This window comes from Streptomyces sp. VTCC 41912 (assembly GCF_045799175.1).
Taxonomy (GTDB): domain Bacteria; phylum Actinomycetota; class Actinomycetes; order Streptomycetales; family Streptomycetaceae; genus Streptomyces; species Streptomyces albulus_C.
This window is the reverse complement of the sequence record NZ_JBJMAB010000004.1, coordinates 12,576-32,643: the sequence shown is the minus strand read 5'-3', so window position 1 is coordinate 32,643 and position 20,068 is coordinate 12,576. Positions and strand designations below refer to the sequence as shown.

18 protein-coding genes are annotated in these 20,068 nt (G+C 74.8%); 14 read left to right on the top strand and 4 right to left on the bottom strand.

Going from position 1 to position 20,068, the window contains the following annotated elements:
- Nucleotides 1-33: 33 nt before the first annotated feature.
- Entirely contained in the window at nt 34-993 is a 960-nt protein-coding gene (locus tag ACJ6WD_RS07375; protein WP_233655791.1) for an erythromycin esterase family protein, read from the top strand.
- 73 nt (nt 994-1,066) lie between these two features.
- Nucleotides 1,067-1,825 (top strand): maltokinase N-terminal cap-like domain-containing protein, encoded by a 759-nt coding sequence (locus ACJ6WD_RS07370; protein ID WP_407615336.1) that lies wholly within the window; start codon nt 1,067-1,069, stop codon nt 1,823-1,825.
- A gap of 401 nt (nt 1,826-2,226) precedes the next feature.
- Here the strand turns inward: ACJ6WD_RS07370 and ACJ6WD_RS07365 are convergent, their stop codons facing one another.
- Nucleotides 2,227-3,576: a hypothetical protein gene (locus tag ACJ6WD_RS07365; protein WP_376442949.1), complete on the bottom strand. Its 1,350-nt coding sequence runs from the start codon at nt 3,574-3,576 to the stop codon at nt 2,227-2,229.
- A 426-nt stretch (nt 3,577-4,002) separates the two neighbouring features.
- Between ACJ6WD_RS07365 and ACJ6WD_RS07360 the strand changes: the two genes are divergently transcribed.
- The 10 genes from ACJ6WD_RS07360 to ACJ6WD_RS07315 all read left to right on the top strand — a co-directional run bounded on the left by ACJ6WD_RS07360 (nt 4,003) and on the right by ACJ6WD_RS07315 (nt 15,027).
- Nucleotides 4,003-5,358 carry a hypothetical protein gene (locus ACJ6WD_RS07360; protein WP_407615335.1) on the top strand — a complete coding sequence of 452 codons (1,356 nt, stop codon included), beginning with the start codon at nt 4,003-4,005 and terminating at the stop codon, nt 5,356-5,358.
- A 306-nt stretch (nt 5,359-5,664) separates the two neighbouring features.
- On the top strand, nt 5,665-6,573 hold the full coding sequence (locus tag ACJ6WD_RS07355) for an acyltransferase domain-containing protein (RefSeq protein WP_407615334.1): 909 nt from the start codon (nt 5,665-5,667) through the stop codon (nt 6,571-6,573).
- Nucleotides 6,545-8,389, top strand: coding sequence for an acyl-CoA dehydrogenase (locus ACJ6WD_RS07350; RefSeq protein ID WP_407615333.1), 1,845 nt, complete (start codon nt 6,545-6,547; stop codon nt 8,387-8,389). Before ACJ6WD_RS07355 ends, ACJ6WD_RS07350 begins: the two co-directional genes overlap by 29 nt.
- Nucleotides 8,390-8,402: 13 nt before the next feature.
- The gene (locus tag ACJ6WD_RS07345) at nt 8,403-9,515 is read left to right on the top strand and encodes a 3-oxoacyl-ACP synthase III family protein (protein ID WP_407615332.1); all 1,113 of its coding nucleotides are present in this window, start codon (nt 8,403-8,405) and stop codon (nt 9,513-9,515) included.
- The gene (locus ACJ6WD_RS07340; RefSeq protein ID WP_407615331.1) at nt 9,512-10,354 is read left to right on the top strand and encodes an SDR family NAD(P)-dependent oxidoreductase; all 843 of its coding nucleotides are present in this window, start codon (nt 9,512-9,514) and stop codon (nt 10,352-10,354) included. Before ACJ6WD_RS07345 ends, ACJ6WD_RS07340 begins: the two co-directional genes overlap by 4 nt.
- A 26-nt stretch (nt 10,355-10,380) precedes the next feature.
- Nucleotides 10,381-11,481, top strand: coding sequence for a beta-ketoacyl-ACP synthase III (locus tag ACJ6WD_RS07335; protein ID WP_233655799.1), 1,101 nt, complete (start codon nt 10,381-10,383; stop codon nt 11,479-11,481).
- Nucleotides 11,454-11,723: an acyl carrier protein gene (locus ACJ6WD_RS07330; RefSeq protein WP_020963754.1), complete on the top strand. Its 270-nt coding sequence runs from the start codon at nt 11,454-11,456 to the stop codon at nt 11,721-11,723. Before ACJ6WD_RS07335 ends, ACJ6WD_RS07330 begins: the two co-directional genes overlap by 28 nt.
- Nucleotides 11,720-12,964 (top strand): beta-ketoacyl synthase, encoded by a 1,245-nt coding sequence (locus ACJ6WD_RS07325; RefSeq protein WP_233655800.1) that lies wholly within the window; start codon nt 11,720-11,722, stop codon nt 12,962-12,964. Before ACJ6WD_RS07330 ends, ACJ6WD_RS07325 begins: the two co-directional genes overlap by 4 nt.
- A gap of 133 nt (nt 12,965-13,097) precedes the next feature.
- On the top strand, nt 13,098-13,661 hold the full coding sequence (locus tag ACJ6WD_RS07320; RefSeq protein ID WP_331246282.1) for an isochorismatase family cysteine hydrolase: 564 nt from the start codon (nt 13,098-13,100) through the stop codon (nt 13,659-13,661).
- A gap of 262 nt (nt 13,662-13,923) precedes the next feature.
- Nucleotides 13,924-15,027 carry an NAD(P)-dependent alcohol dehydrogenase gene (locus tag ACJ6WD_RS07315; RefSeq protein WP_376442931.1) on the top strand — a complete coding sequence of 368 codons (1,104 nt, stop codon included), beginning with the start codon at nt 13,924-13,926 and terminating at the stop codon, nt 15,025-15,027.
- Nucleotides 15,028-15,073: 46 nt separating this feature from the next.
- Here the strand turns inward: ACJ6WD_RS07315 and ACJ6WD_RS07310 are convergent, their stop codons facing one another.
- Together ACJ6WD_RS07310 and ACJ6WD_RS07305 are read right to left on the bottom strand one after the other, a co-directional pair.
- Entirely contained in the window at nt 15,074-16,585 is a 1,512-nt protein-coding gene (locus ACJ6WD_RS07310; protein WP_407615330.1) for a UbiD family decarboxylase, read from the bottom strand.
- Between the two features lie 59 nt (nt 16,586-16,644).
- Complete coding sequence (locus tag ACJ6WD_RS07305) at nt 16,645-17,271, bottom strand: UbiX family flavin prenyltransferase (RefSeq protein WP_331246279.1); 627 nt, start codon at nt 17,269-17,271, stop codon at nt 16,645-16,647.
- 130 nt (nt 17,272-17,401) lie between these two features.
- On the opposite strand from ACJ6WD_RS07305, the gene ACJ6WD_RS07300 reads away from it, so the two are divergent.
- Nucleotides 17,402-17,899 (top strand): MarR family winged helix-turn-helix transcriptional regulator, encoded by a 498-nt coding sequence (locus tag ACJ6WD_RS07300; RefSeq protein WP_267952088.1) that lies wholly within the window; start codon nt 17,402-17,404, stop codon nt 17,897-17,899.
- 63 nt (nt 17,900-17,962) lie between these two features.
- Here ACJ6WD_RS07300 and ACJ6WD_RS07295 read toward each other — a convergent pair whose 3' ends face one another.
- Nucleotides 17,963-18,934 carry a DMT family transporter gene (locus tag ACJ6WD_RS07295; protein WP_233655803.1) on the bottom strand — a complete coding sequence of 324 codons (972 nt, stop codon included), beginning with the start codon at nt 18,932-18,934 and terminating at the stop codon, nt 17,963-17,965.
- An 83-nt stretch (nt 18,935-19,017) separates the two neighbouring features.
- On the opposite strand from ACJ6WD_RS07295, the gene ACJ6WD_RS07290 reads away from it, so the two are divergent.
- Nucleotides 19,018-20,010 carry a LysR family transcriptional regulator gene (locus ACJ6WD_RS07290; RefSeq protein WP_376442921.1) on the top strand — a complete coding sequence of 331 codons (993 nt, stop codon included), beginning with the start codon at nt 19,018-19,020 and terminating at the stop codon, nt 20,008-20,010.
- Nucleotides 20,011-20,068: the final 58 nt, after the last annotated feature.

The window sequence follows — 20,068 nt, the reverse complement described above, 5'->3', positions numbered from 1 at the left end:
GTCTGGCGCCACACGAGGGAAGCAGGTCGCATCATGGTCGAAGAGGTCACCCGGTGGATCAGGGAAAACGCCCACCACCTCACCACGGACGAGCCCGCCGCCCCGCTCACCGACGTGCGGCCGTTGGCGGACATGGTGCGGGACGCCGAGGTCGTGGCGCTGGGCGCCGCCGGTCGGGAGTCCCACGAGCTGTCCGCGGTGGCGCACCGGATGGTTCGGCTGCTGGTCGAGGAAGAGGGCTTTCGCACACTGGTGTTGGAGGGTGACGTCCCCTCCAGGATCGGTCTCGACGCGTACGTCAACGGCGGGCCGGGCGACCCACGAGCGCTGCTGTCGGCGGCCCGGTCGTTCTGGCGGACGGAGGAGATGCTCGACCTGATCGCGTGGATGCGCGACCACAACCGCCGCCACCCGCACGATCCGGTGCACCTGACCGGCTCGGACGGCGGAGCCCGCCGGGCACCCTCGTCCCTCGACCAACTGGCGGCCGTCGAACGGTGCCTGGCCGAGGACACCATCCGCTGGCAGGAGCGCACCGGACACAAGGTCGTCTACTGGGGCGGCCTGGCCCACACCTCCAACGGCGACCCCCGCACCCTCTCCCCGTCCCCGACGCCCGCGACGCACCGGAACGCCGGCAGTCACCTGCGCGCCCGTTTCGGGGCCCGCTTCGTGTCCCTCGGGCTGACCTTCCACCACGGGAACGTGCCGTTCCCCGTGCCCGCTCCCCCGCCGGAGTTCGCCGAAGCGGTCCTGGGAACCGCCGGCCCGGACGCCTACCTGCTGGACCTGCGGACCGCTGCCCCGGCGGCCGTCCGGACCTGGTTGGCGACGCCGACCAGGACCCGGCTGATCGGCCCCGCCTACGATCCGGCCGCCGACGCCGACCACCACATGTCCGGCGGCTCGCTCGCCGACTGGTTCGACGCCGTCGTGCATGTACCGGAGGCCACCCCGGCGCGTCCGCTCAAGCACCCCGGGGGCGCGGAATGACGCGGCGCGGAACGGGGTCGGAACGAACGACCGTGGTGTGGAATGAAGTGGGTGGGGGTGGTGTTGCCGGAGCATGGCTGTCATTCACCACACCACGCTCAAGCCCACCAAGTTGGAAGTCCTGACCGATTGGCTGCCCGGCCAGCCGTGGTTCCGGGGCGAGCACCGGCCACCGCAGCTGACCAAGGCGGGGGGCTTCCGGCTCGACGATCCGCAGGGCGAGGTGGGCATCGAATGCCTGGTCGTCACGGACCGGTCCGGTGCCGTTCCGCGGTCCTACTTCGTCCCGCTCACCTACCGCGGGGCGCCGCTGGACGGTGCCGAACAGGCCCTGGTCGGCACCACCCGGCACGGCGTCCTGGGAATGCGGTGGATCTACGACGGAGCCCATGACCCGGTGTTCGCGGCCGAGTTGCTCGCGCTGTTCCAGGGACGTGCCGTACCGCAGTCGCAGAACGACTCCGGCACCCGCGACGACTCCGTGACGCGTCACGTCGAGGACGCCGCGGCGTTCGGCTCGTCGCGGGTGGCGGCGGTGGTGACCGTCGCCCACGACGCACAGGGCACCGGGCTCGCCTTGGCGACCACCACCGCACCGGACGCGGAGCAGGCGTCCGGTGCGGCGGCGGCCGGCCGGTCGGTGTCGGCTTCGGGCGGCCTCGGCCTGCGCCTCGCGCGCCTGCTGGAGCCCGTGGCCGGTGCCGGCGTCGCGGCCGGCGACGTGGCGGCCGGCGGGCCGGGGCTCCTGGGCGCGGTCACCGGTGTCTGGCGGTCGGGCGACGGCGCGGAGCACCGCGGCGTGTTCGCCACCCTCCGCCCGTCGGGCGCCTGAGGCCCACGACGACGGCACCGCGCGCCGGGGTGGGGCCCGGCGCGCGGTGCGGCGTTCCAGGCGGCCGGGCGGTGCGCGGTGCGGTGCGGGTGGCGTGGTGCTGCCGGGCGGGCAATTTCCCTGCGCCCGGGCACAGTTCCGGGGGTGGCCGACGGTGGGCGTCGCAGGGCCCGCAGGGCGGGCGGACTGCGTGCGTCCGGGTGAACAGTGCGGTCGGCTGGGCGTGCCGGGAATCGATACGGGCGCTGCGCTCCCCTTTATTGGCCTTGTGACGGATCCTATGGACGTGGCGATGGTGTTGCTGGGCGGGTTCCCCCCGGGGCCTGCGGCCGGCGAGGGAGCGGACGGCCGACCGGCCGACCTGCGGCCATGCCGTCCGGAGGAGGCGAGCTGCGCCGACCTCACCAGGCCGTCGCGCGCAGCCGCTCCCGGAACGCCTTGACGTGCGGATTGCGTTGATGGGGGGCCAGCCGCTGGGCGAGCCGGGGCAGCGTGCCGTGCACGGAACCCGCGGTCAGCTGCCGGTGGTGGCGCAGGGCCTGCACGGAGTGCTCCACGGCCGCGTCCACCTCGTTCAGGGCGAGCAGGGTGTGGGCGAGCTGGGCGTGCAGCAGGGTGCGGGCCTTGTGGTGGTCGGCGGGCCGGCAGGCGAGGGAGTTGGCCAGTTCGCCGAGTGCGGCCTTGTGCTCGCCCAGGCATGACAGCACCTCGGCCCGCTGGTAGCGCAGGGCGGTCTCCGGATAGCTGGTGAACGGGCCTTCGGGGCCCGTGGCGCGCGCCAGGTGCTGCTCCGCCGCCAACAGGTCGGCGGCCGCGGCCCGGCTCTGACCGGCACCGGCCCGGACGACGGCACGTCCCGCGTGCAGGTAGGAGCGGACCGCGCCGGGCACCGCCGATCCCGCGATCTCGATGGCGGCCTCGCCCAGGGCGAGCGCTTGGTGGTGGTCGCCGAGTTGGTGCGCCTGGAGGCTGAGGCAGCGCAGGACGATCGCGTAGGAGCTGTGGTCGCCGGCCGCGCGGGCGAGTTCGAGGGCGATGTCGTAGTAGTGCTGGGCGAGGGCGGGGTGCCCGGTTTCGCAGGTGCGGCCGGCCAGGAGGAGCGTCAGGTGCGCGGCGGCGGTGAGGAGGGCCCGTCGGACCGCGGGATGTGCGGGGGCGGTGAGCAGCGGCACCACTTCGGTGGCGAGGTAGCCCGCGAGCGCGGGGCGGCCGTGGGCGCCGCCGTGCCGCTCGCCCACGTGGGCGCTGTGGATGGCCACCGCCTCCAGGCGCGCCGGGGCCGCGGCGGACGCCTGCGGTGCGCGGAGGTCGGCCGGGGGCAGGGTCGGGCGTCGGCTCCCCCAGCCGCTGAACGGGGGTGGCGGGGCGGAGAGGACGGTGCGCGCCAGGTCGGCCCGGTGCGCGGGGTCGGTCTCGGCGCGGCAGAGGGCGGCGAGGCGGAGCACCGGGTCGCCGCCGCGCAGCACGGTCGTCAGGGTGCCGCCGGTGGGGTCGGGGTCGGCGAAGCCGGTGTCGCGGGGCGTGAGCCGGCGGCCGACGCGGCGGCCCAGCGCCTGGCCGATCAGTTGGCCGGCCGGCGGCCGGGGGCGGGCTCCGTTGAGCCAGCGGGCCACCGAGGTCCGGTCGTAGCGCAGGCGCACTCCTTGGGCGGCGCCGAGGGCGTTGACGGCGCGGGCGAGGTCGGTGGCGGTCCAGTCGGCCTCGGCCAACAGTGCCGCGAGCATCCGGTTGGGGCGGCGCGGGGGCGTCATCGTCTCTGTGCCTCGCTCAATGGTCGGGCTCGGGCTAAGGATTGTTCGTCGGGACGAGTGGCTTTCAACACGTTCACGCTTCCCGCCGTGGTCCGGCGTTCCACCTGGGCTGGTTTCATGGTTCCGTTGGTGGACGGCTGTTGGCTACGGCTCAGCGGTCCGCAAGGCGCCTTTCCGGCCACGGAGAGGCTGCCCCGGAAGAATTCCCCGGACACTCCGGAGGGCCCCCGCAGCGGTGGGTAGGAAATTGATCAGGCACCACGGCAATACCACGTACGGACGTCGCTCCCCATGAACTCCTTTGGCACCACCCGTTTCTCCGGTTCCCCTCCTTCGGGCGTCCGCGGCATGACCGGGGAATTGACGCGGAATGACGCGGCGCGGATGCTCCGCATCCCGCCCGAACCACCGTGCCGGGAGCCCTAGGTGCCCTCGTCACGCCGCCGCAACGCCAATCTGCGGGCCCTGCTGGCGGAGGCCCGCTGGACCCAGGCGGCATTGGCGCGCACGGTCAACGCCCTCGCCTCGGAGATAGACCTCGACCTCAACTACGACCGCACGGCCGTCGCGCACTGGCTCAGCGGGACCCGTCCGGCGCCACCGGCGCCGGAACTGATCGCGGAGGCGCTGTCCCGTCGGCTGGGCCGCTCGGTCTCCCCCGCCGCGGCGGGGCTCTCCGGGGAGCCGTCCGCTCCGGCGGGCGGGCGGCTCCCCCTCTCCGCCCTTCCGGTGGGCGCCGCGCTCACCGAGCTGTGCAGCATGGAGAACGACCCCGCGCGGCGGGCCGCGGCCCGTGTGATGCCGTACCGGAAAGCGGATTTGGCGCGAGCCGCGGACGGCTGCGCGGAGCGGGTGCCGACGCCCCGGGCACCGCGCGGCGCGCCGGACGCCGGCGCCGACCTCGGCGTCGTCCGGCTCGCGGTGCGCTTCTACTCGGCCTCCTTCGACGCGCACGGCGGGCGCCGGGCCCGGTCGGCGCTGGCCGCGTACCTCGCGGACGACATCGCTCCGCTGCTGCGCGAGCGGGACGGTCACCAGCCGCGCAGCGAGCTGCTGGTGGAGGCTTCCCGGCTCGCGTTCCTGCTCGCCCGGATGTATCAGGACGCGTCGCTCCACGGGCTCGCCCAGCGCCACTTCAGCACGGCGCTGCGGATCGCCGACGAGTCCGGGGACGCCACGGCGCGCGCCGTCGTGCTGCGCGGGCTGAGCGCCCAGGGGCTGGCGCTGGGCCACCGGCGCACCGCCCTGCTCGCCGCCGAGGCCGCCGCCGCCACCCGGGCCTCCCAGGGGCCGGCCCGGGCGTTCCTGCTGTCCCAACTGGCCGTGACGCAGGCGGCCTACGGGCGGCATCGGGCGGCGCGGGAGTCCTTGGACCGGGCCGAGCGGGCACTGGCCAAGGGCGAGCGCGGCGGCGCGGCGGAGCCGTTCACCGCCTACTCGGCCGGTTCGCTGGAGTTCCAGAGCGCCGAGGTCCTCAGACATTCCGGTGACCTGCCGGCCGCCCGGGCGGCGTTGGCGAACTCACTGGCGCACCGTTCCGCGGCGGACCACCGGGGCATGGCGCTGAGTCACGCCCAGCACGCGGAAATACTCATGGGGCTCGGTCATGTGGAAGAGGCATGCGCCTCGTGGAATTCCTTCCTCGACCACTACGTCCAGCTGCGGTCCGGAACGGCGGATCTGGCCGCCGGTCGATTGCGGCAACTGCTGACGCCCTTCCGGAAACTCCCGGTGGCGAGCGCCGTGTTGCACCGGACGTTCGCCGTGACGTCACCGTCGTAGCACTCCCGGGACACCGCACGGCCTGCGCGTTCACCCCTTTCAACAGTCCCGGACCGGAAACGAAGTCCACGGGCCCGAGGACGGATGTTGAATGGCACAACACCGACCGGGAACCACCGGAAATGGGGCGAGGAAATGCCTGCTGCCGTCGCGGCCAAAAAAGGGAAACGTAACCCGGAACCACTGAGGATCGTCCATGTCTTTCCCGGGCAGGGCGATTTCGCGGTGAGTCCTCTCAGCCGGGCGATTCGCACGCACTCGGTCGTGCGGAAAGCCGTACGTGACGTATGCGAAGAGGCCGAGGAGGTGGGTGACGAATTCGGGATCGTGCCGCTTGCGAAGGCGTTGTTGAGCGAGGCGCCGCCCAGTGGTCGCGAGCTCGCCGCCGGCAGTGTGGGCACCCCCCAACTCGCCCTGTTCTGCTCGTCGGTGGCCGTGCACCGCGCGCTGTGCGCCACCGGCCTGGCGCCGGACCGGGTGCTCGGCGTGAGCTTCGGGGAGATCGCCGCGCTCACGGCGGCCGGCGTGTTCGAGGTCGCCGAGGGCGCCCGGATCGCCTGTCTCTTGGCTCACCAACTGGCGCATTGCGCAGGTGGTTTGACGCTGATCGGGGCCGGCGCGGAGCGCACGGAGGACCTGCTGCGTACCGCCGGTTGCCCCGGCGTCGCACTGGCCTGCGTCAACGCTCCGGACGAGAGCATCGTCAGCGGGCCGCTGCCGGAACTGGGCACCGTGGAGGACGTCGCCGCGCGGCGGGGCCTGCCGGCCGCGCGCCTGCGGTTGCCGTTCGCCTCCCACCACCCGTCCCTCACCGGGCCCGCGGACGCCTTCGCCGCCGCGATCCGGCACCTCGGCCCCCGCCCGGCGCGGATGCCCGTGCACTCGGCCGTCCACGGCGGTCCCTACGGGCCGGGGGACGACGTCCACCGCGGCCTGGCCAACTGCCTCGTCCACCCGGTGCGGCTGCCGGCGGTGCTCGACGGGCTGAGTGCCGGCGGCCGCACCCTGTTCTTCGAGGCCGGCACCGGCGGGGCGCTGACCCGCAGCATCCGGCGGACCCTGCCGTCCGAGGCGGTCGGCGCCCGCGCGCCGCTCACCGATCCCACCTTCCCCTGGCCGCGGCCCGGCGCCCCGACTGCCGACCGGCCGAACGCCGCGCTCGCCGCCGCCTTCTGGAGCCAACACGATGACCACGTACCCGCAACCGCCCGGTGAGCTCGACGCGCTCGTCCACGGCGCCCGCCCCTACACCCTGCGCAGCCGCCTCCTGACCGCCCTGGCAGCCGACCGCGAGCGGGCCGCCGACCCTCCCGAGGTCTCCGCCCAGCGGGTGCACCGGCGCCTGCGGCTCCTCGCGGACAACCTGCCCCCGGTGGGCGAGTTGTTCCGGGACCCGGAACAACTCGCGGTGCTCAGCGAGTGCGTGGCGCTCGCCGACCCGCCGCTCTACATGGCCGTCGTCAACCACTACGTGCTCTGCCTGGGCTCCGTCGTCACCCTCGCCGACGACCCGGCGACGCTCGGCCGTCCCTGGCAGGCGCTGGCCACCGGCCGTACCAAGGGCGTCTTCCTGGTGACCGAGGTCGGCGACGCCAGCAGCCACCTGGGCATCCGGACCACCGCCCGGTTCGACCCGCAGACCCGGGAGTTCGTGCTCGACACACCGGTGGTGGGTGCGGCGAAGTTCTCCGGCGTCGGGGGTTCCGGCGTGCCGCAGAGCGCCGTGGTGTGCGCCCGGCTGGTGGTCGACGGGACCGCGCGCGGGGTGTTCTCGTTCCTGGTGGAGCTCACCGACGCCGACGGCCCGCGCCCCGGCGTGCAGGTGACCCGCAGCGTCGACGTGCCCTCGCTGCCCCTGGACTACGCGCTGGTGCGGTTCGACGGGGTGCGGGTGCCGTACCGGCAGTGGCTGCGGGACCGGGCACGCATCGACGCGGACGGGGCCTTCCACGATCCGCTGGGCGGTCCGGACGCCCGGCTCCAACGGACCCTGTCCGTGGGGCAGATCCTGTGGGCCACCCTGCCCTCGGCGGTCGCCACGATGGCCCGCCAGTCGGCCGTGACCGCCCTGCGCTTCGCCGCGCACCGCCGCGCCCACGGCCGGCTGGCCCCCGGCGCGAGCGTGCTGGAGTTCCGCAACCAGCAGCACGCGCTGCTCGGCGCGCTCGCCACCTCGTTCGCGCTGACCTGTGCCGGTCGGACCGCACGGGAGATCTGGGCCCGGTCCCGCGGTGCCGCGGCGCACGGTGCGCCGGCGCGCCGTGCGGACGGGATGACCTTCTCCCCGTGGACCGCCGTCGACCGGCCGCTGGCGGTGCTCAAGGCGGTCACGGTGCGCGGCGCCGCCCGGGTGGCCGGCGACTGCCAGCACCGCTGCGGGCTGGCCGGCTTCCTGCGCCCCAACCTCCTCGACGGCTACCACGGCTTCGCGCACGCCTTCGACACCGCGGGCGGCGACAGCCAGTTGATCCTGCTGGACGCCGGTCGGGCGCTCGCCCAGGAGCGGGGCGGCGGAGCGGGCGGCGCCGTGCGGCCGGCCGCCGTTCCCGCGGACCACCCCGGGTGGTGGCCGGCGGTGGCCCGGTCGCAGGAGGGGTGGCTGCGCGAGGACCTGCACCGCGCCGTCCGCCAAGGCGCCCGGGTCGGGCGGACCGGGCTGGACCTGTGGAACCCGCTGCTCGACTCCGCGCACGGCCTCGGGGAGGCGTACGGCGCCCGACTGGTCGCGGATGCCGTGGCCGCCGCCGTGGAGGCCGTCCACGACCCCGAACTCCGTTGCGTGCTGCGCCCGTTGGCCGCCCTGTACGGGGCCGTCGAGGCACGCCGCCTGGCCGGCGGGCTGTTGGCCACCGGCGCGCTCGCCCCGGCCACCGTCCGGGCGCTGCCCGCGGTGGTCGACGGCCTGTGCGACCGGCTGCTGCCCCACCTCCCGCTGCTGTGCGAGGCGCTGGGCGCGCCTCCGGGCGCGGCGCCGGCCCCGTTGGCCGCCGACGACTACGCGGCCGCCCTGTACGACTCCCTCGACCGGTGACCGGAAGGCCGTCATGAGCCCGCACTCCTCCCCCCTGCCGCACATCGGCGTCCTGGGCATGGGCACCTACCTGCCGCACGACACCCGCACCAACCAGGACGTCGCGGCCGCCGCCGGCGTCACCGCCGAGTGGATCGCCCAGCGCACCGGCGTGCACACCCGGCACGTCGCCGACCCCGACCAGGCGGCGTCCGACCTGGCGGCGAACGCGGTCCGCGCCGCGGTGGCCGCCGCCGGCATCGACGTCGACCAGCTCGACGTGCTGATCGCCGCCACCTCCACCCCCGACGAACTCGGCCCGTCCACCGCCTGCCGCATCCAGGCCCTGATCGGGGCCCGGCACGCCGTGGCGCTCGACGTCAGCGCCGCCTGCGCCGGTTGGCTGTTCGCGGCCCGGGTCGCGCACGACTGGCTGCGCGGCAGCGGCGGCGCGCGGTACGCGGCGGTGGTCGGCGTCGAGGCGTACTCGAAGTTCCTCGACCCCACCGACCGGGGCACCGCGGTGCTGTTCGCCGACGGGGCGGCGGCCGCGGTGCTCGGCCCGGTGCACGACGGCGCCGGGTTCGGCGACTTCCGCCTCGGCTCCGACGGCACCGGCGCGCACCACGTCCTGATCCCGGCCGGCGGCAGCCGCGCCCCGGCCAGTCCCGCCACGCTCGGCGCGCACCGGCACCACATCCACATGGACGGTCGCGCGGTGCGGGACTTCATCGTCGAGATCTTCCCCCGGCTCGTGCGCGAGAGCCTGGCCGCCAACGACCTGCGGCTGGAGGACATCGACGCCGTCATCACCCACCAGCCCAACCCGGTACTGCTGCGCGGCCTCGGCGAACGGATCGGCATCCCACCCGGGCGGCTGGTCATCGTCGGCGACGAGGTCGGCAACATCGGCGCCGCGAGCGCCCCGTACGCGCTGGCCGGCGCCGCCGCCCGCGGACTGCTGCCGCCCGGCGGCCGGATCCTGCTGGCCGTCTTCGGCGCCGGCGTGACCTGGGGCAGCGCCCTGCTGACCTGGACCGGAGCGCCCACCATCCGCATCGCCCCCACCCGGGCCGCGCCGCACGCCCCCGCCCCACCCCCCACGTCCACCAGCCCCACCCCCGCCTTGCAGAGGAGTTCCTCATGACGTCCCTTCACACCCCGTTCCGACTGGACGGGGCACGGGCCCTGGTCACCGGCGCCTCCCGGGGCATCGGGAAGGCCACCGCCGTGGCCCTCGCCCGGGCCGGCGCCGACCTCGCACTGTCCGCGCGGAGTTCGGGCGCGCTCAAGGAGACCGCCGCGCTGGTGGAGGACGAGGGCCGCACTGCGGCGCTGGTCCCCGGCGACCTCGCGGAACCCGGGGTCGCCGAGGCGGTCGTGGACGAGGCGGCGACCGCGCTCGGCGGTCTCGACGTGCTCGTCCACAACGCGGGCGTGCTGCCCACGCAGGACGACGGCGCCCCGATCCTCGTGCCCCTCCAGGACTCCGCGCAGGCCGACTGGGACCGCGTCGTGTCGGTGAACCTCAACGCCACCGCGGCGCTGTGCCGGCGGGCCCACCGCCACCTCACCGGTTCGTCCCGGGGCAGCGTGGTGGTGATGTCCTCCCTAGCCGGGGTCGCCGGCACCCCCCGGATGGAGGCGTACGGCGCCTCCAAGGCGGCGCAGATCGCGCTCGCCCGCAGCCTGGCGGTCGGTTGGGCGCGCGACGGCGTCCGGGTCAACGCGCTGTGCCCGGGCTGGACCCGCACCGACATGACGACCTTCGCCTCCTCCCAGGCGCCGCTGTCGGACTGGTTGATGGCGCACGTCCCGTTGGGCCGCTGGGCGGAACCGGACGAGATCGCCCACGCCGCGCTGTTCCTGGCCTCCCCCGCCGCCTCGTACCTCACCGGGCAGGCCCTGGTGCTCGACGGCGGCGCCTCCGTACCCGACGGCGGGCTGGCCGGTATCCCCAAACCGCCGTCCCCGTTCACCGCCTGACCGCCCGCGAATCGAGGAACACCACCATGACAACGGTGAGTCCGACGGCCGTGATCGACGGCATCGGCAGTTGCCTGCCGCCGCGGGTGCTGACCAACGAGGACGTCCGGCGGCGCGGCGTCCTGGACACCAGCGACGAGTGGATCCGCACCCGCACCGGCATCGCCCGGCGCCGGGCCGCCGAGGACGACACCAGCACCGGGGACCTCGCGGTGGCGGCCGGCCGGGCGGCCCAGGAGTCCGCTCGGGCCCGGGCGGACCTGGTGCTCGTCGCCACCACCACCCCCGACCGGCGCTGCCCGGCCACCGCACCCGAGGTCGCCCACCGGTTGGGGCTGGGCACCGTGCCCGCCTTCGACCTGGCGGCGGTGTGCTCGGGCTTCCTGTACGGCCTCACGGTCGCCACCGCGCTGATCCGTACCGGTGTCTGCACCCGCCCCCTGGTGATCGGCGCCGAGACCTACTCCCGCATCATCGACCCGTTGGACCGGGACACCGCGGTGATCTTCGGCGACGGGGCCGGCGCGGTGCTGCTGCGCGCCGGTGACCGGGCCGAGCCCGGTGCGGTCGCGGCCACCGACTGGGGCTCCGACGGCACCGGCAGCGACCTCATCGCGATCGCCGCCGGCGGCGCCCGGCAGCCCGACCCGGCGCGCCGGCGGTGCCGTGACGACCACTACTTCCGGATGCGCGGCCGCGAGGTGTACGGGCAGGCGGTGCGCCGGATGACCGAGTCCTCGCGGGCCGTGCTGGAGAAGACGGGGTGGTCGCCGACCGTGGTCGGGGCGTTCATCGGCCACCAGGCCAACCAGCGGATCCTCGACTCGGTCGCCGAACGGGTCGGCATCCCGCCCCGCCACCGCTACGGCAACCTCCGCGACGTCGGCAACACCGCCGCCGCGTCGATCCCGCTGGCCCTCGCCGACACCGCCGCGCACCGCCGGGTCTCCCCCGGCACCCCGACCCTGCTCACCGCCTTCGGCGGCGGCCTCACCTGGGCCTCGGCCGCCCTGACCTGGCCGGCCGTCCGCCCCCACGACCACGCCCCGGAACCCCGCACCACCGACGCCACCCCCCGTCCCACGCACCGGAGGAAGACATGGACCCTGTCTACGACCACCTCGTGACCGTCCTCACCGACAAGTTCGAGGTGGACGCCGAGGAAATCCGCCCCGACAGCACCCTCGGCGCCCTGGAACTCGACTCCCTCGCCGTCGTCGAGCTCTACGTCACCCTCCAGGAGCATTGGGGCGTCCCGCTGGACGAGGACGGCGCCACCGCCGAACTGACCCTGGAACAGGTGGCGCAGGCCGTGTCGGCGCAGCTGACCGTCGAGGGCGTCGCCGACCGGGGAGGAGCCCCGCAGTGAGCGTCCCAGGCGACGACGCGGGTCTCGCGGTCACCGGAATCGGCCTGGTCACCCCGGCCGGTTCCGGGACCGCGGCGACCTGGAAGGGAGTCTGCGCCGGGCGGGGCACCGCGGCCCCGGATCCCGAACTGGCGGGTCTGCCGGTCGGGTTCTCCTGCCGCGTGCCCGGCTTCGACCCGCGCACCCAGGTGCCGGGGCCCCGGCCGTGGCAGCACGACCGGTGCACCCAGTTCGCCCTGGCGGCCGCCCACGAGGCGGTCGCCGACGCCGGACTGGACCCGGCCGCCCGGGACGCCGCGCGCGTCGCGGTGGTGCTGGGGTCGGCGGCCGGCGGCGTGGGCACCTACGAGGAGCAGCTCCGCAAACTGACCGACGGCGGTCCCCGGGCCGTCTCCCCGCTGACCCTCCCCGCGTTCCTCCCCAACATGGCCGCGGGGCAGTTGGCCCTCGCCCTCGGCGCCCGGGGCCCGGTCCTGCACACCGCGACGGCCTGCGCATCGGGCGCCGCCGCGGTGGCGCTGGCCGCGCTCCTGCTGTCCGCGGGGGCCTGCGACGTGGCGGTGGCGGGCGGCGCCGACGCCATGGTCACCCCGCTGTGCGCCACCGCGTTCGCCCGCATGGGCGCGCTGTCCCGCCGCCACGGGAGCCCCGACCGCGCCTCCCGTCCCTTCGACGTCGACCGGGACGGGTTCGTGCTCGGGGAGGGCGCGGGGGTGCTCGTCCTGGAACGCACCGCGGACGCCGTCGCCCGCCGGGCGCCGGTACGGGCCCGGCTCGCCGGCCACGGCATGGCCGCCGACGCCCACCATCCGGTGGCCCCCGATCCGGAGGGCCGGGGCCTGCGGCTGGCCACGCAGGAGGCGCTGCGCTCCGCCGGCGCCACCCCGGCGGACGTCGCGCACGTCAACGCCCACGGAACCAGTACCCCCCTCAACGACCGTACGGAAGCGGCCACTTTGGGACGGCTCTTCGGTTCCGCGGCCCCTTCGGTGACCTCCACCAAGGGCGTCCTGGGGCACACCATGGGCGCCGCCGGCGCGATCGAGGCGGCGCTCACCGCGCTCACCGTCCAGCACCAGACCGTCCCGCCCACCGCCAACTTCCACCGTCCCGACCCCGACGCCCCGGTCGTGGACCTGGTGACCGGTCGCCCCCGCCGCCAGTCGGTCCCCCTCGCGCTCAGCAACTCGCTGGGCTTCGGCGGCCACTGCACGGTGCTCGCGTTCCGGCCGGCCCCCTGACGTCATACGGGCGGGCGATGTCGCCGCACCGCCGGCCGGTGGGAAGATCGCTCCACACCCCGGCCAACCCCCCGAGACGCGTTCGTGGTCGGCGGTGGAACCCGCCCTCCCCGGCGGAGAGAGGACAGCGACCATGGGCAACAGCGCCCTGCTGGTGATGGACGTCCAACAGGACATCGTGGAGATCGCCGACGACGGCTCCGGGTACCTGCGGCGGGTCCGCCGCGCGATCGACGGCGCCCGCGCCGCGGACCTCCCGGTGATCTACGTGGTGATCGGGTTCCGGCCGGGCCGGCCGGACGTCAGCGCGCACCACAAGGTGCTCTCCGCCGCGGTGCGGGAGGGCCTGTTCACCGAGGGGGACCCGGGCACGGCGATCCATCCCGACGTCGCCCCGCAGGACGGCGACGTGGTGATCACCAAGCGGCGGGCGAGCGCGTTCTCGGGGAGCGACCTCGACCTGGTGCTCAGGGTCCGCGGCATCGACCACCTGGTGCTCACGGGCATCGCCACCAGCGGCGTCGTGCTGTCCACCCTGTGCCAGGCGAACGACCTGGACTTCGGCCTCACCGTCCTGGCGGACGCCTGCCTCGACACCGACCCCGAGGTGCACCGCACGCTCACCGACCGGCTGTTCCCGCGGTGGGCGGACGTCCTGGCCGTCGAGGACTGGCTCACCGCCCTCGCCCCGAACTGAGCGGGTCGGCGCCGCGCGAACAGCGCGTCGCCACAACGGATGTTGGCGGGCGTGAGGTGCCGGTGCGGGATGGGGAGCACGCGGAACAGCCGGGTCAGCCCCACCCGCGTCGTGGTCGTGCGATCACCCAACGAGCAGGCGCGGAGGGGTGTCCGGCGAAGGTGCGACCGCACGGGCGTCGGGCGGGCGCGGGCCACCGCCGCGTCGCGCCGGCCGCGTCCCCGGCCCCCTCCGTCAACGTCCCAGAGAGCGACAGGAACCGATGCGCATTCAGGCAGCCGTCGTGGAGTCCCCCGGCGGCCCCTTCACCGTCCGCGACGACGTGGTTCTCGCCCCGCCCCGGCCCGACGAGGTCCTGGTCGAGATCGCGGCGGCCGGCATCTGCCACACCGACCTCAGCACCCGGCAGAAGTGGCCGCGGCAGCTCAGCCCGATGGTCTTCGGCCACGAGGGCGCCGGTGTGGTGACGGCGGTCGGCGACGCGGTGACCCACGTCGGCCCGGGCGACAACGTGTGCTTGAGCTACCGCAGTTGCACCAGCTGCGGCCAGTGCACGGCCGGACACCCCGCCTACTGCGAGACGGGCATCTTCGCCCTGAACGCCACCGGCACCCGGCCCGACGGCACCAGCCCGCTGTCCCGGGCCGGCGACGGCGGCACCGTCTACGGCAGCTTCTTCGGCCAGTCGTCCTTCGCGACGTACGCCCTCGCGCACACCAGCAACGTCGTCACGGTCCCCGCCGACCTGCCGCCGACCGTCGCGGCGCCGCTCGGCTGCGGGGTGCAGACCGGGGTCGGCACGGTCCTCAACGTGCTGCGTCCGCCGCGGGGTTCGTCGGTCGCGGTCTTCGGCACGGGCAGCGTCGGGCTCACCTCCGTGATGACCGCGGTCGCGGAGGGCTGCCGGGTCATCGCCGTCGATCCGCTGGCGGCCCGGCGCGCCAAGGCCGTCGAGTTCGGTGCCGTGGCGGCCGTCGACCCCACCGCCGAGACCGACGTCGGGGCCGCGGTCCGCGACCACGCCGACGGCGGCGCGCACTTCGCCATCGACACCACCGGGCGGTCCGACGTGATCTCCCAGGCCCTCGCGGCGCTCGCCCACCGCGGCACGCTGGCCCTGGTCGGGGTCGGCGGCCGCGCCGAGTTCGACATCATGACGGTGATGACGAAGGGCATCCGGATCCGCGGCGTCATCGAGGGCGACGCCGCGCCGGCCGCGTTCCTCCCCGACCTCGTCGCCCGGTACCGGGCGGGCCTGCTGCCGCTCGACGGGATCATCACCGAGTTCCCGTTCCACGAGATCGAGGAGGCCGCCCGGGCCGCGGCCGCGGGCGAGGTCATCAAGCCCGTGCTCCGCTTCCCCTGAGCGGAGGGCCGGCGGGGCCGCCACGGGCCCGACCGGCCGCGGGCCCTCAGCGCACCGGCCCGCCCGGCGCGGCGAACCCGTAGTCGGTCCAGGTGTCGAGCACCTTCTGCTGGAGCGCGCGGGGATAGGCGTGCCGGAAGTCGGTGGTGACGCCGCGGGTGCGCCCGGCGAAGTGCTCGGGCAGCAGGCAGCTGACCACCGACTTGCCGCCGCGGCCGGACCGCACCTCCGCCGCGGTGAGGTAGGGCACCAAGGGGATGCCGGGCGCGTCGGGGTAGGCGTACTCGCCGGTGCCGGGGTGGTAGCGGGTGGCCAGGGCCCACACCACCTGGTCGATGTCGGTGATGTCGATGTCGTCGGCGACGAGGAGGACCTTGGGCACCAGCCAGCCGGCGTGCGAGCCGAAGAGGCTGTCGGCCACCGCGTCCGCCAACTGGCGCTCGTCCATGCCGGTTTCGGCCAGTCGTCGGATGTCGACGGAGACCACGATCCAGCACGTCGCGGCCTCGTAGGAGCACCAGGCGAGGTCGACCGGCAGGCCGTCGGCGCGCAGTTGGTCCAGGGCGCTGGCGGAGATCATCGTGCCCCAGATGGTGTGGTTCTCCTCCGGCGGCAGGCCCGCGACGCAGATCGGCAGGATCGGGTCGGAGCGGTGCGTGACGGCTTCGACGTGGAAGACCGGTTGCGGTTTCGACTCGGCGAAGGTGTAGCCGTGGTACTCGCCCATCGGCCCCTCGGGTGCGGTCTCGTCGGGGCTGATGTACCCCTCCAGCACGATCTCGGCATTGGCCGGGACGTACAGGCCGTTGGTCTCGGTGCGGACCACTTCGACGGGGCTGCCGGTGAGCGCGCCGACGTAGCCGTCCTCGTCGACCTCGGCGGGCAGCGGCATCCCGGCGGCGGCCAGCGCCGCGGGCGGCGCGCCGAGCACCATGGCCCAGGGGGTGGGCTCGCCCCGCTCCTGCCAACTGCGGTGGATCATGCCGAGGTGCTGCTGGGCCATGGCGGGGCCGACCAGGGTGGTGCGGCCGTGGAGCATGCTGCGGCTGATGGACCAGCTCGTCCACCGCCCGTCCGGGGTGCGCACGACGTGGAAGCCGTAGGTGCCGAAGTAGCGCCCGCCGTCCTGTTGGTGGAGCAGCGGGACCGGGAACCGTTCCAGGTCCACCTCGTCGCCCCGCAGCACGTGCTCCTTGCAGGGGCCGGAGTCCACGACGCGCGGGGCGACGGGTTCGGCGTGCATGGCGGTGATGAGCCGGTCCAGCAGCTCGCGCGGGGTGGTCTCGCGCGGGAGTCCGAAGTGTGCGGCGAGGCGGCCGTAGGTGCCGGCCGGGCCGCTGCTCAGGCCGGCGGGCGCGCCGAGCAGCCGGTAGCCGGGCTCGGTGCCGGTCAGGTTCTCGAACAGCGGGGCGGGGCTCCTGGTTTCGTAGACGCGCCGGGTGACGGCGGCGGCCTCCAGGACGGGGTCGACGGGGCGGTGGACGTCCACGGCGTCGCCGACGGCCAGCAGTTCGTCGACGAAGTCCCGGAAGTTGAGCGCGCTGCCGCGTTGGGTCATGGCGAACCTTTCGTAGGGCGGGGAGGGAAGCGGGAGGTGCGGCGCGGGGCGCCCCGGTGTCAGGCCGGTCGGTCCGCGGGGCCGCGGTCCCGGCCGACCGGCGGGGACGGCCGCTCGGCCGGTTCCTCCCGCATGCCGTGCCAGCGCCGGGCCGTGGGGAGGTCCAGCCCGAACTGGTCGAGGATGCGGACGACCAGGTGCTCGACCAGGTCGTCGATGCCGGCGGGGCGGTTGTAGAAGGTCAGGACGGGGGGCAGCACGACGGCGCCCAGGCGCGTCAGTTCCAGCATGTTGTCCAGGTGGACGGCCGACAGCGGGGTTTCCCTGGCCACCAGCACCAGGCGGCGCCGCTCCTTGAGGGTCACGTCGGCGGCCCGGGCGATCAGTCCTTCCCCGTAGCCGGTCCGGATCGCCGCGAGGGTCTTCATGCTGCACGGCACGACCACCATGCCGTCGACCCGGAACGAGCCGCTGGCGAGCGCGGCGCCCTGGTCCGCGGGGTTGTGGGCCACCGTCGCCAGGGCTTCCACGGCGCGCACCGAGCGGCCGGTCTCCCGGGCGAGGGTCGCGCGGGCCCAGCGGCTGACGACGAGGTGCGTCTCCACCTCCAGTTCCCGCAACGCCTCCAGCAGGCGCACGGCCAGGGGCGCACCGGTGGCACCGGTCATCGCGACGACGAGGCGCACGGCACCGTCTCCTCTCCTTCTTCCGCCCCCGCACCCATTTATGACGCACACGTCCTATCTGCTTCCACGATAAAGTACGTGTACGTCCTAATCAAGCCGGGTGGCCGGCGCCGGAGGGATAAGGGGAGCAATGGCACAACAGCACGGGGACGCGCGGGACGTCGCCGCCGCGATCGGCGGAGTCGGCCCCTTGGCGCGCCAGCTGAACCAACTGCACACCCGGCTCTGGCACGAGCAGGTGGACCGGGAACTCACCGGCCCGCAGTTCACCGTCCTCAGCCTGCTGCACACCCACGGGCACATGGACCAGGGCACCCTCGGCACCCGCGCCCGCCTCGACAAGTCCACCGCCGCTCCCCTGCTGGACCGCCTGCGGCGGCGGGGCCTGGTCGAACTCGCCAAGGACCCGACCGACCGCCGCCGCAAGATGATCCGCCTCACCGACGAGGGGCGGGCCGTGGCCGCCGACCTCGCCCCGGCGGTCCTCCGGGTGAACGAACAGGTCCTGGCCGACTTCTCCCCCGCGGAGCGCGAGCAGTTCCTCGGCTTCCTCCGCCGGGCGGTCCGGGGCGCCCCGACCACGACGGAACCAGCGACGCACCCCGACACCACCGAACCGTCGGGCTGAGCCGGAAACGGAAACGGCCGTGGCCCGCCGGTTCCCCGGCCGGCCACGGCCGATGCGGTCCCCTCAGACCGCTTCCACGACGCCCGGCCGCGGCTCGGGTCCGGCGCTCCCGGTGGCCGGGTCCGGCGTGCGGGCACCGGTCCGGGTGGCACCGACCCCCGCGATCACGACGAGCACCACGCCGGCCGCGGGCGCCAGGTCCGGCGTCTGGCCGAGCACCAGCAGCCCGATCAGGAGCGCGATGGCGGGCTCCAGGCTCATCAGCGTGCCGAAGGCGGCGGTGGTCAGGCGGCGCAGGGCGAGGAATTCGAGGGCGAAGGGCAGGACGGGACTCACCGCCGCCAGCACCAGCATGATCCCGACCGCCCGCCAGGTCACGTGCCCCCACAGGCCGGGAGCGGCGATCAGCGTGCCGAGCAGGCCGGCGACGGGCATGGAGACCGCGAGGCCGCTGAGCCCGGTGACCCGGTCCCCGACGCGTTGGGTCAGCAGGATGTAGGCGGCCCAGCAGCCCGCGGCGGCCAGCGCACAGACCAGTCCGACGACGTCCAGGCCGCCGTGCCAGGGTTCGGTCAGCAGCACCACGCCCAGCGCGGCCAGCGCCGTCCACACTTTCCGGCCACCGCCCGGTCCGTACAGGGAGACGGCCAGCGGGCCGAGGAACTCCAGTGCGCTGGCGGTGCCGAGCGGCAGGTGCGCGACGGAGAGCATGAAGAACAGCATCATGCCGGCGGTCGCCGCTCCCAGCACGGTGCAGGCGAGCAGGTCCTGCCGGGTGAAGGCGCGCAGGCGCGGGCGTATGAGGACCAGCATGAGCAGGCCACCCCACGCCAGCCGCAGCCCCGCCGTGCCGATCGCGCCGAGCTGCCCGAAGAGCGGGACGGCCAGTGCCAGCCCCAGCTGGACGGAGGTCATGGAGGCGACCGCCATGAGGAAGCCGGTCTCGGCACCGCCGCGGCGCAGTCGGCCACCGGCGGCGGTGCGGAGTCGGGACGGGGAACCGCCCTGGGGACGCTGTGGCTCGAACGCACTCATGGGGACAGTAGATGCCCTGGGCATCGTTCGTGTCCACGTGCCGATCGTGGACATTCCGTTCGCCAATCCCGAACAATGGGAGGATGGAAACCCGTCGGCTCCAGCTGCTGGTGGAGCTCTCCCGACTGGGGTCGATGCGCGCGGTCGCCGAGGCGACCGGCACCACGACCTCCACCGTCTCGCAGCAGATCGCCGTGCTCGCCCGCGAGACCGGCGCCGCCCTGATCGAACCGGACGGTCGCCGGGTCCGCCTCACCCCCGCCGGCCGACGCCTGGCCGAGCACGCCGTGACCATCCTGGGCGCCGTGGAGGCCGCCCACCTCGACCTCGCACCCGGCGCCGAACCGAACGGCACCCTGCGCACCGCCGGGTTCGCCACCGCCATCCGGGCCCACCTGCTGCCCCTGGTCAGCGAGCTGGCCACCAGCCATCCTCGGGTCCACCTGCTCATCCGGGAGCACGAACCCGACGAGGCCCTGTCGCTGCTGACCACGGACGACACGGACCTGGCCCTCACCTACGACTACAACCTGGCGCCCGCCACCTTCGACCCCGCGGTGCGCGCCAGCCCGCTGTGGACCGCGCCATGGGGCCTGGGCGTCGCCGCCCACGACGCCCACCGCGACGGCACCACGGTCGAGGTGTTCGCCCGCTTCGCCGCACACGACTGGATCGTCAACTCCCGCAACACCGCCGACGAGACCGTCATCCGCACGCTCGCCTCCATGGCCGGCTTCACCCCGCGCATCACGCACCGGGCCGACAACCTCGACCTGGTGCAAGGCATGATCACGGCGGGACTCGGCGTGGGGCTGCTGCCGGCCGGCATCCCCACCTTCCCCGAGGTCCGCCTCCTGCCACTGACCGCCCCCGACGTGGTGTTGCGCGCCTACGCCGTCGCCCGCCACGGCCGCCTGAACTGGCCGCCGCTCGCCCTGATCACCGACCTCCTCACCGAGCGGTCCACCCGACCGGACACCACCGGGGCGACCGCCCCCGGGCCGGAGGCCACACAATCGACCGACGGCCGTGGGACGGCAGCACCGGGCGACCGGAGCACGGACGGCGACGACTAGCGGGCGGGCCGCGAGGACGGGCCGGCGGAACCGCCCTCGCGGCCCGGCGCCCGCACCG

Bases quoted from the DNA above. Each gene is read 5' to 3' on its own strand.
- ACJ6WD_RS07330 (WP_020963754.1), top strand. From the start codon at position 11,454: ATGGACCCTGTCTACGACCACCTCGTGACCGTCCTCACCGACAAGTTC.
- ACJ6WD_RS07340 (WP_407615331.1), top strand. From the start codon at position 9,512: ATGACGTCCCTTCACACCCCGTTCCGACTGGACGGGGCACGGGCCCTG.
- ACJ6WD_RS07345 (WP_407615332.1), top strand. From the start codon at position 8,403: ATGAGCCCGCACTCCTCCCCCCTGCCGCACATCGGCGTCCTGGGCATG.
- ACJ6WD_RS07370 (WP_407615336.1), top strand. From the start codon at position 1,067: ATGGCTGTCATTCACCACACCACGCTCAAGCCCACCAAGTTGGAAGTC.
- ACJ6WD_RS07290 (WP_376442921.1), top strand. From the start codon at position 19,018: ATGGAAACCCGTCGGCTCCAGCTGCTGGTGGAGCTCTCCCGACTGGGG.
- ACJ6WD_RS07365 (WP_376442949.1), bottom strand. From the start codon at position 3,576: ATGACGCCCCCGCGCCGCCCCAACCGGATGCTCGCGGCACTGTTGGCC.
- ACJ6WD_RS07300 (WP_267952088.1), top strand. From the start codon at position 17,402: ATGGCACAACAGCACGGGGACGCGCGGGACGTCGCCGCCGCGATCGGC.
- ACJ6WD_RS07335 (WP_233655799.1), top strand. From the start codon at position 10,381: ATGACAACGGTGAGTCCGACGGCCGTGATCGACGGCATCGGCAGTTGC.
- ACJ6WD_RS07320 (WP_331246282.1), top strand. From the start codon at position 13,098: ATGGGCAACAGCGCCCTGCTGGTGATGGACGTCCAACAGGACATCGTG.
- ACJ6WD_RS07350 (WP_407615333.1), top strand. From the start codon at position 6,545: ATGACCACGTACCCGCAACCGCCCGGTGAGCTCGACGCGCTCGTCCAC.
- ACJ6WD_RS07315 (WP_376442931.1), top strand. From the start codon at position 13,924: ATGCGCATTCAGGCAGCCGTCGTGGAGTCCCCCGGCGGCCCCTTCACC.
- ACJ6WD_RS07295 (WP_233655803.1), bottom strand. From the start codon at position 18,934: ATGAGTGCGTTCGAGCCACAGCGTCCCCAGGGCGGTTCCCCGTCCCGA.
- ACJ6WD_RS07310 (WP_407615330.1), bottom strand. From the start codon at position 16,585: ATGACCCAACGCGGCAGCGCGCTCAACTTCCGGGACTTCGTCGACGAA.
- ACJ6WD_RS07375 (WP_233655791.1), top strand. From the start codon at position 34: ATGGTCGAAGAGGTCACCCGGTGGATCAGGGAAAACGCCCACCACCTC.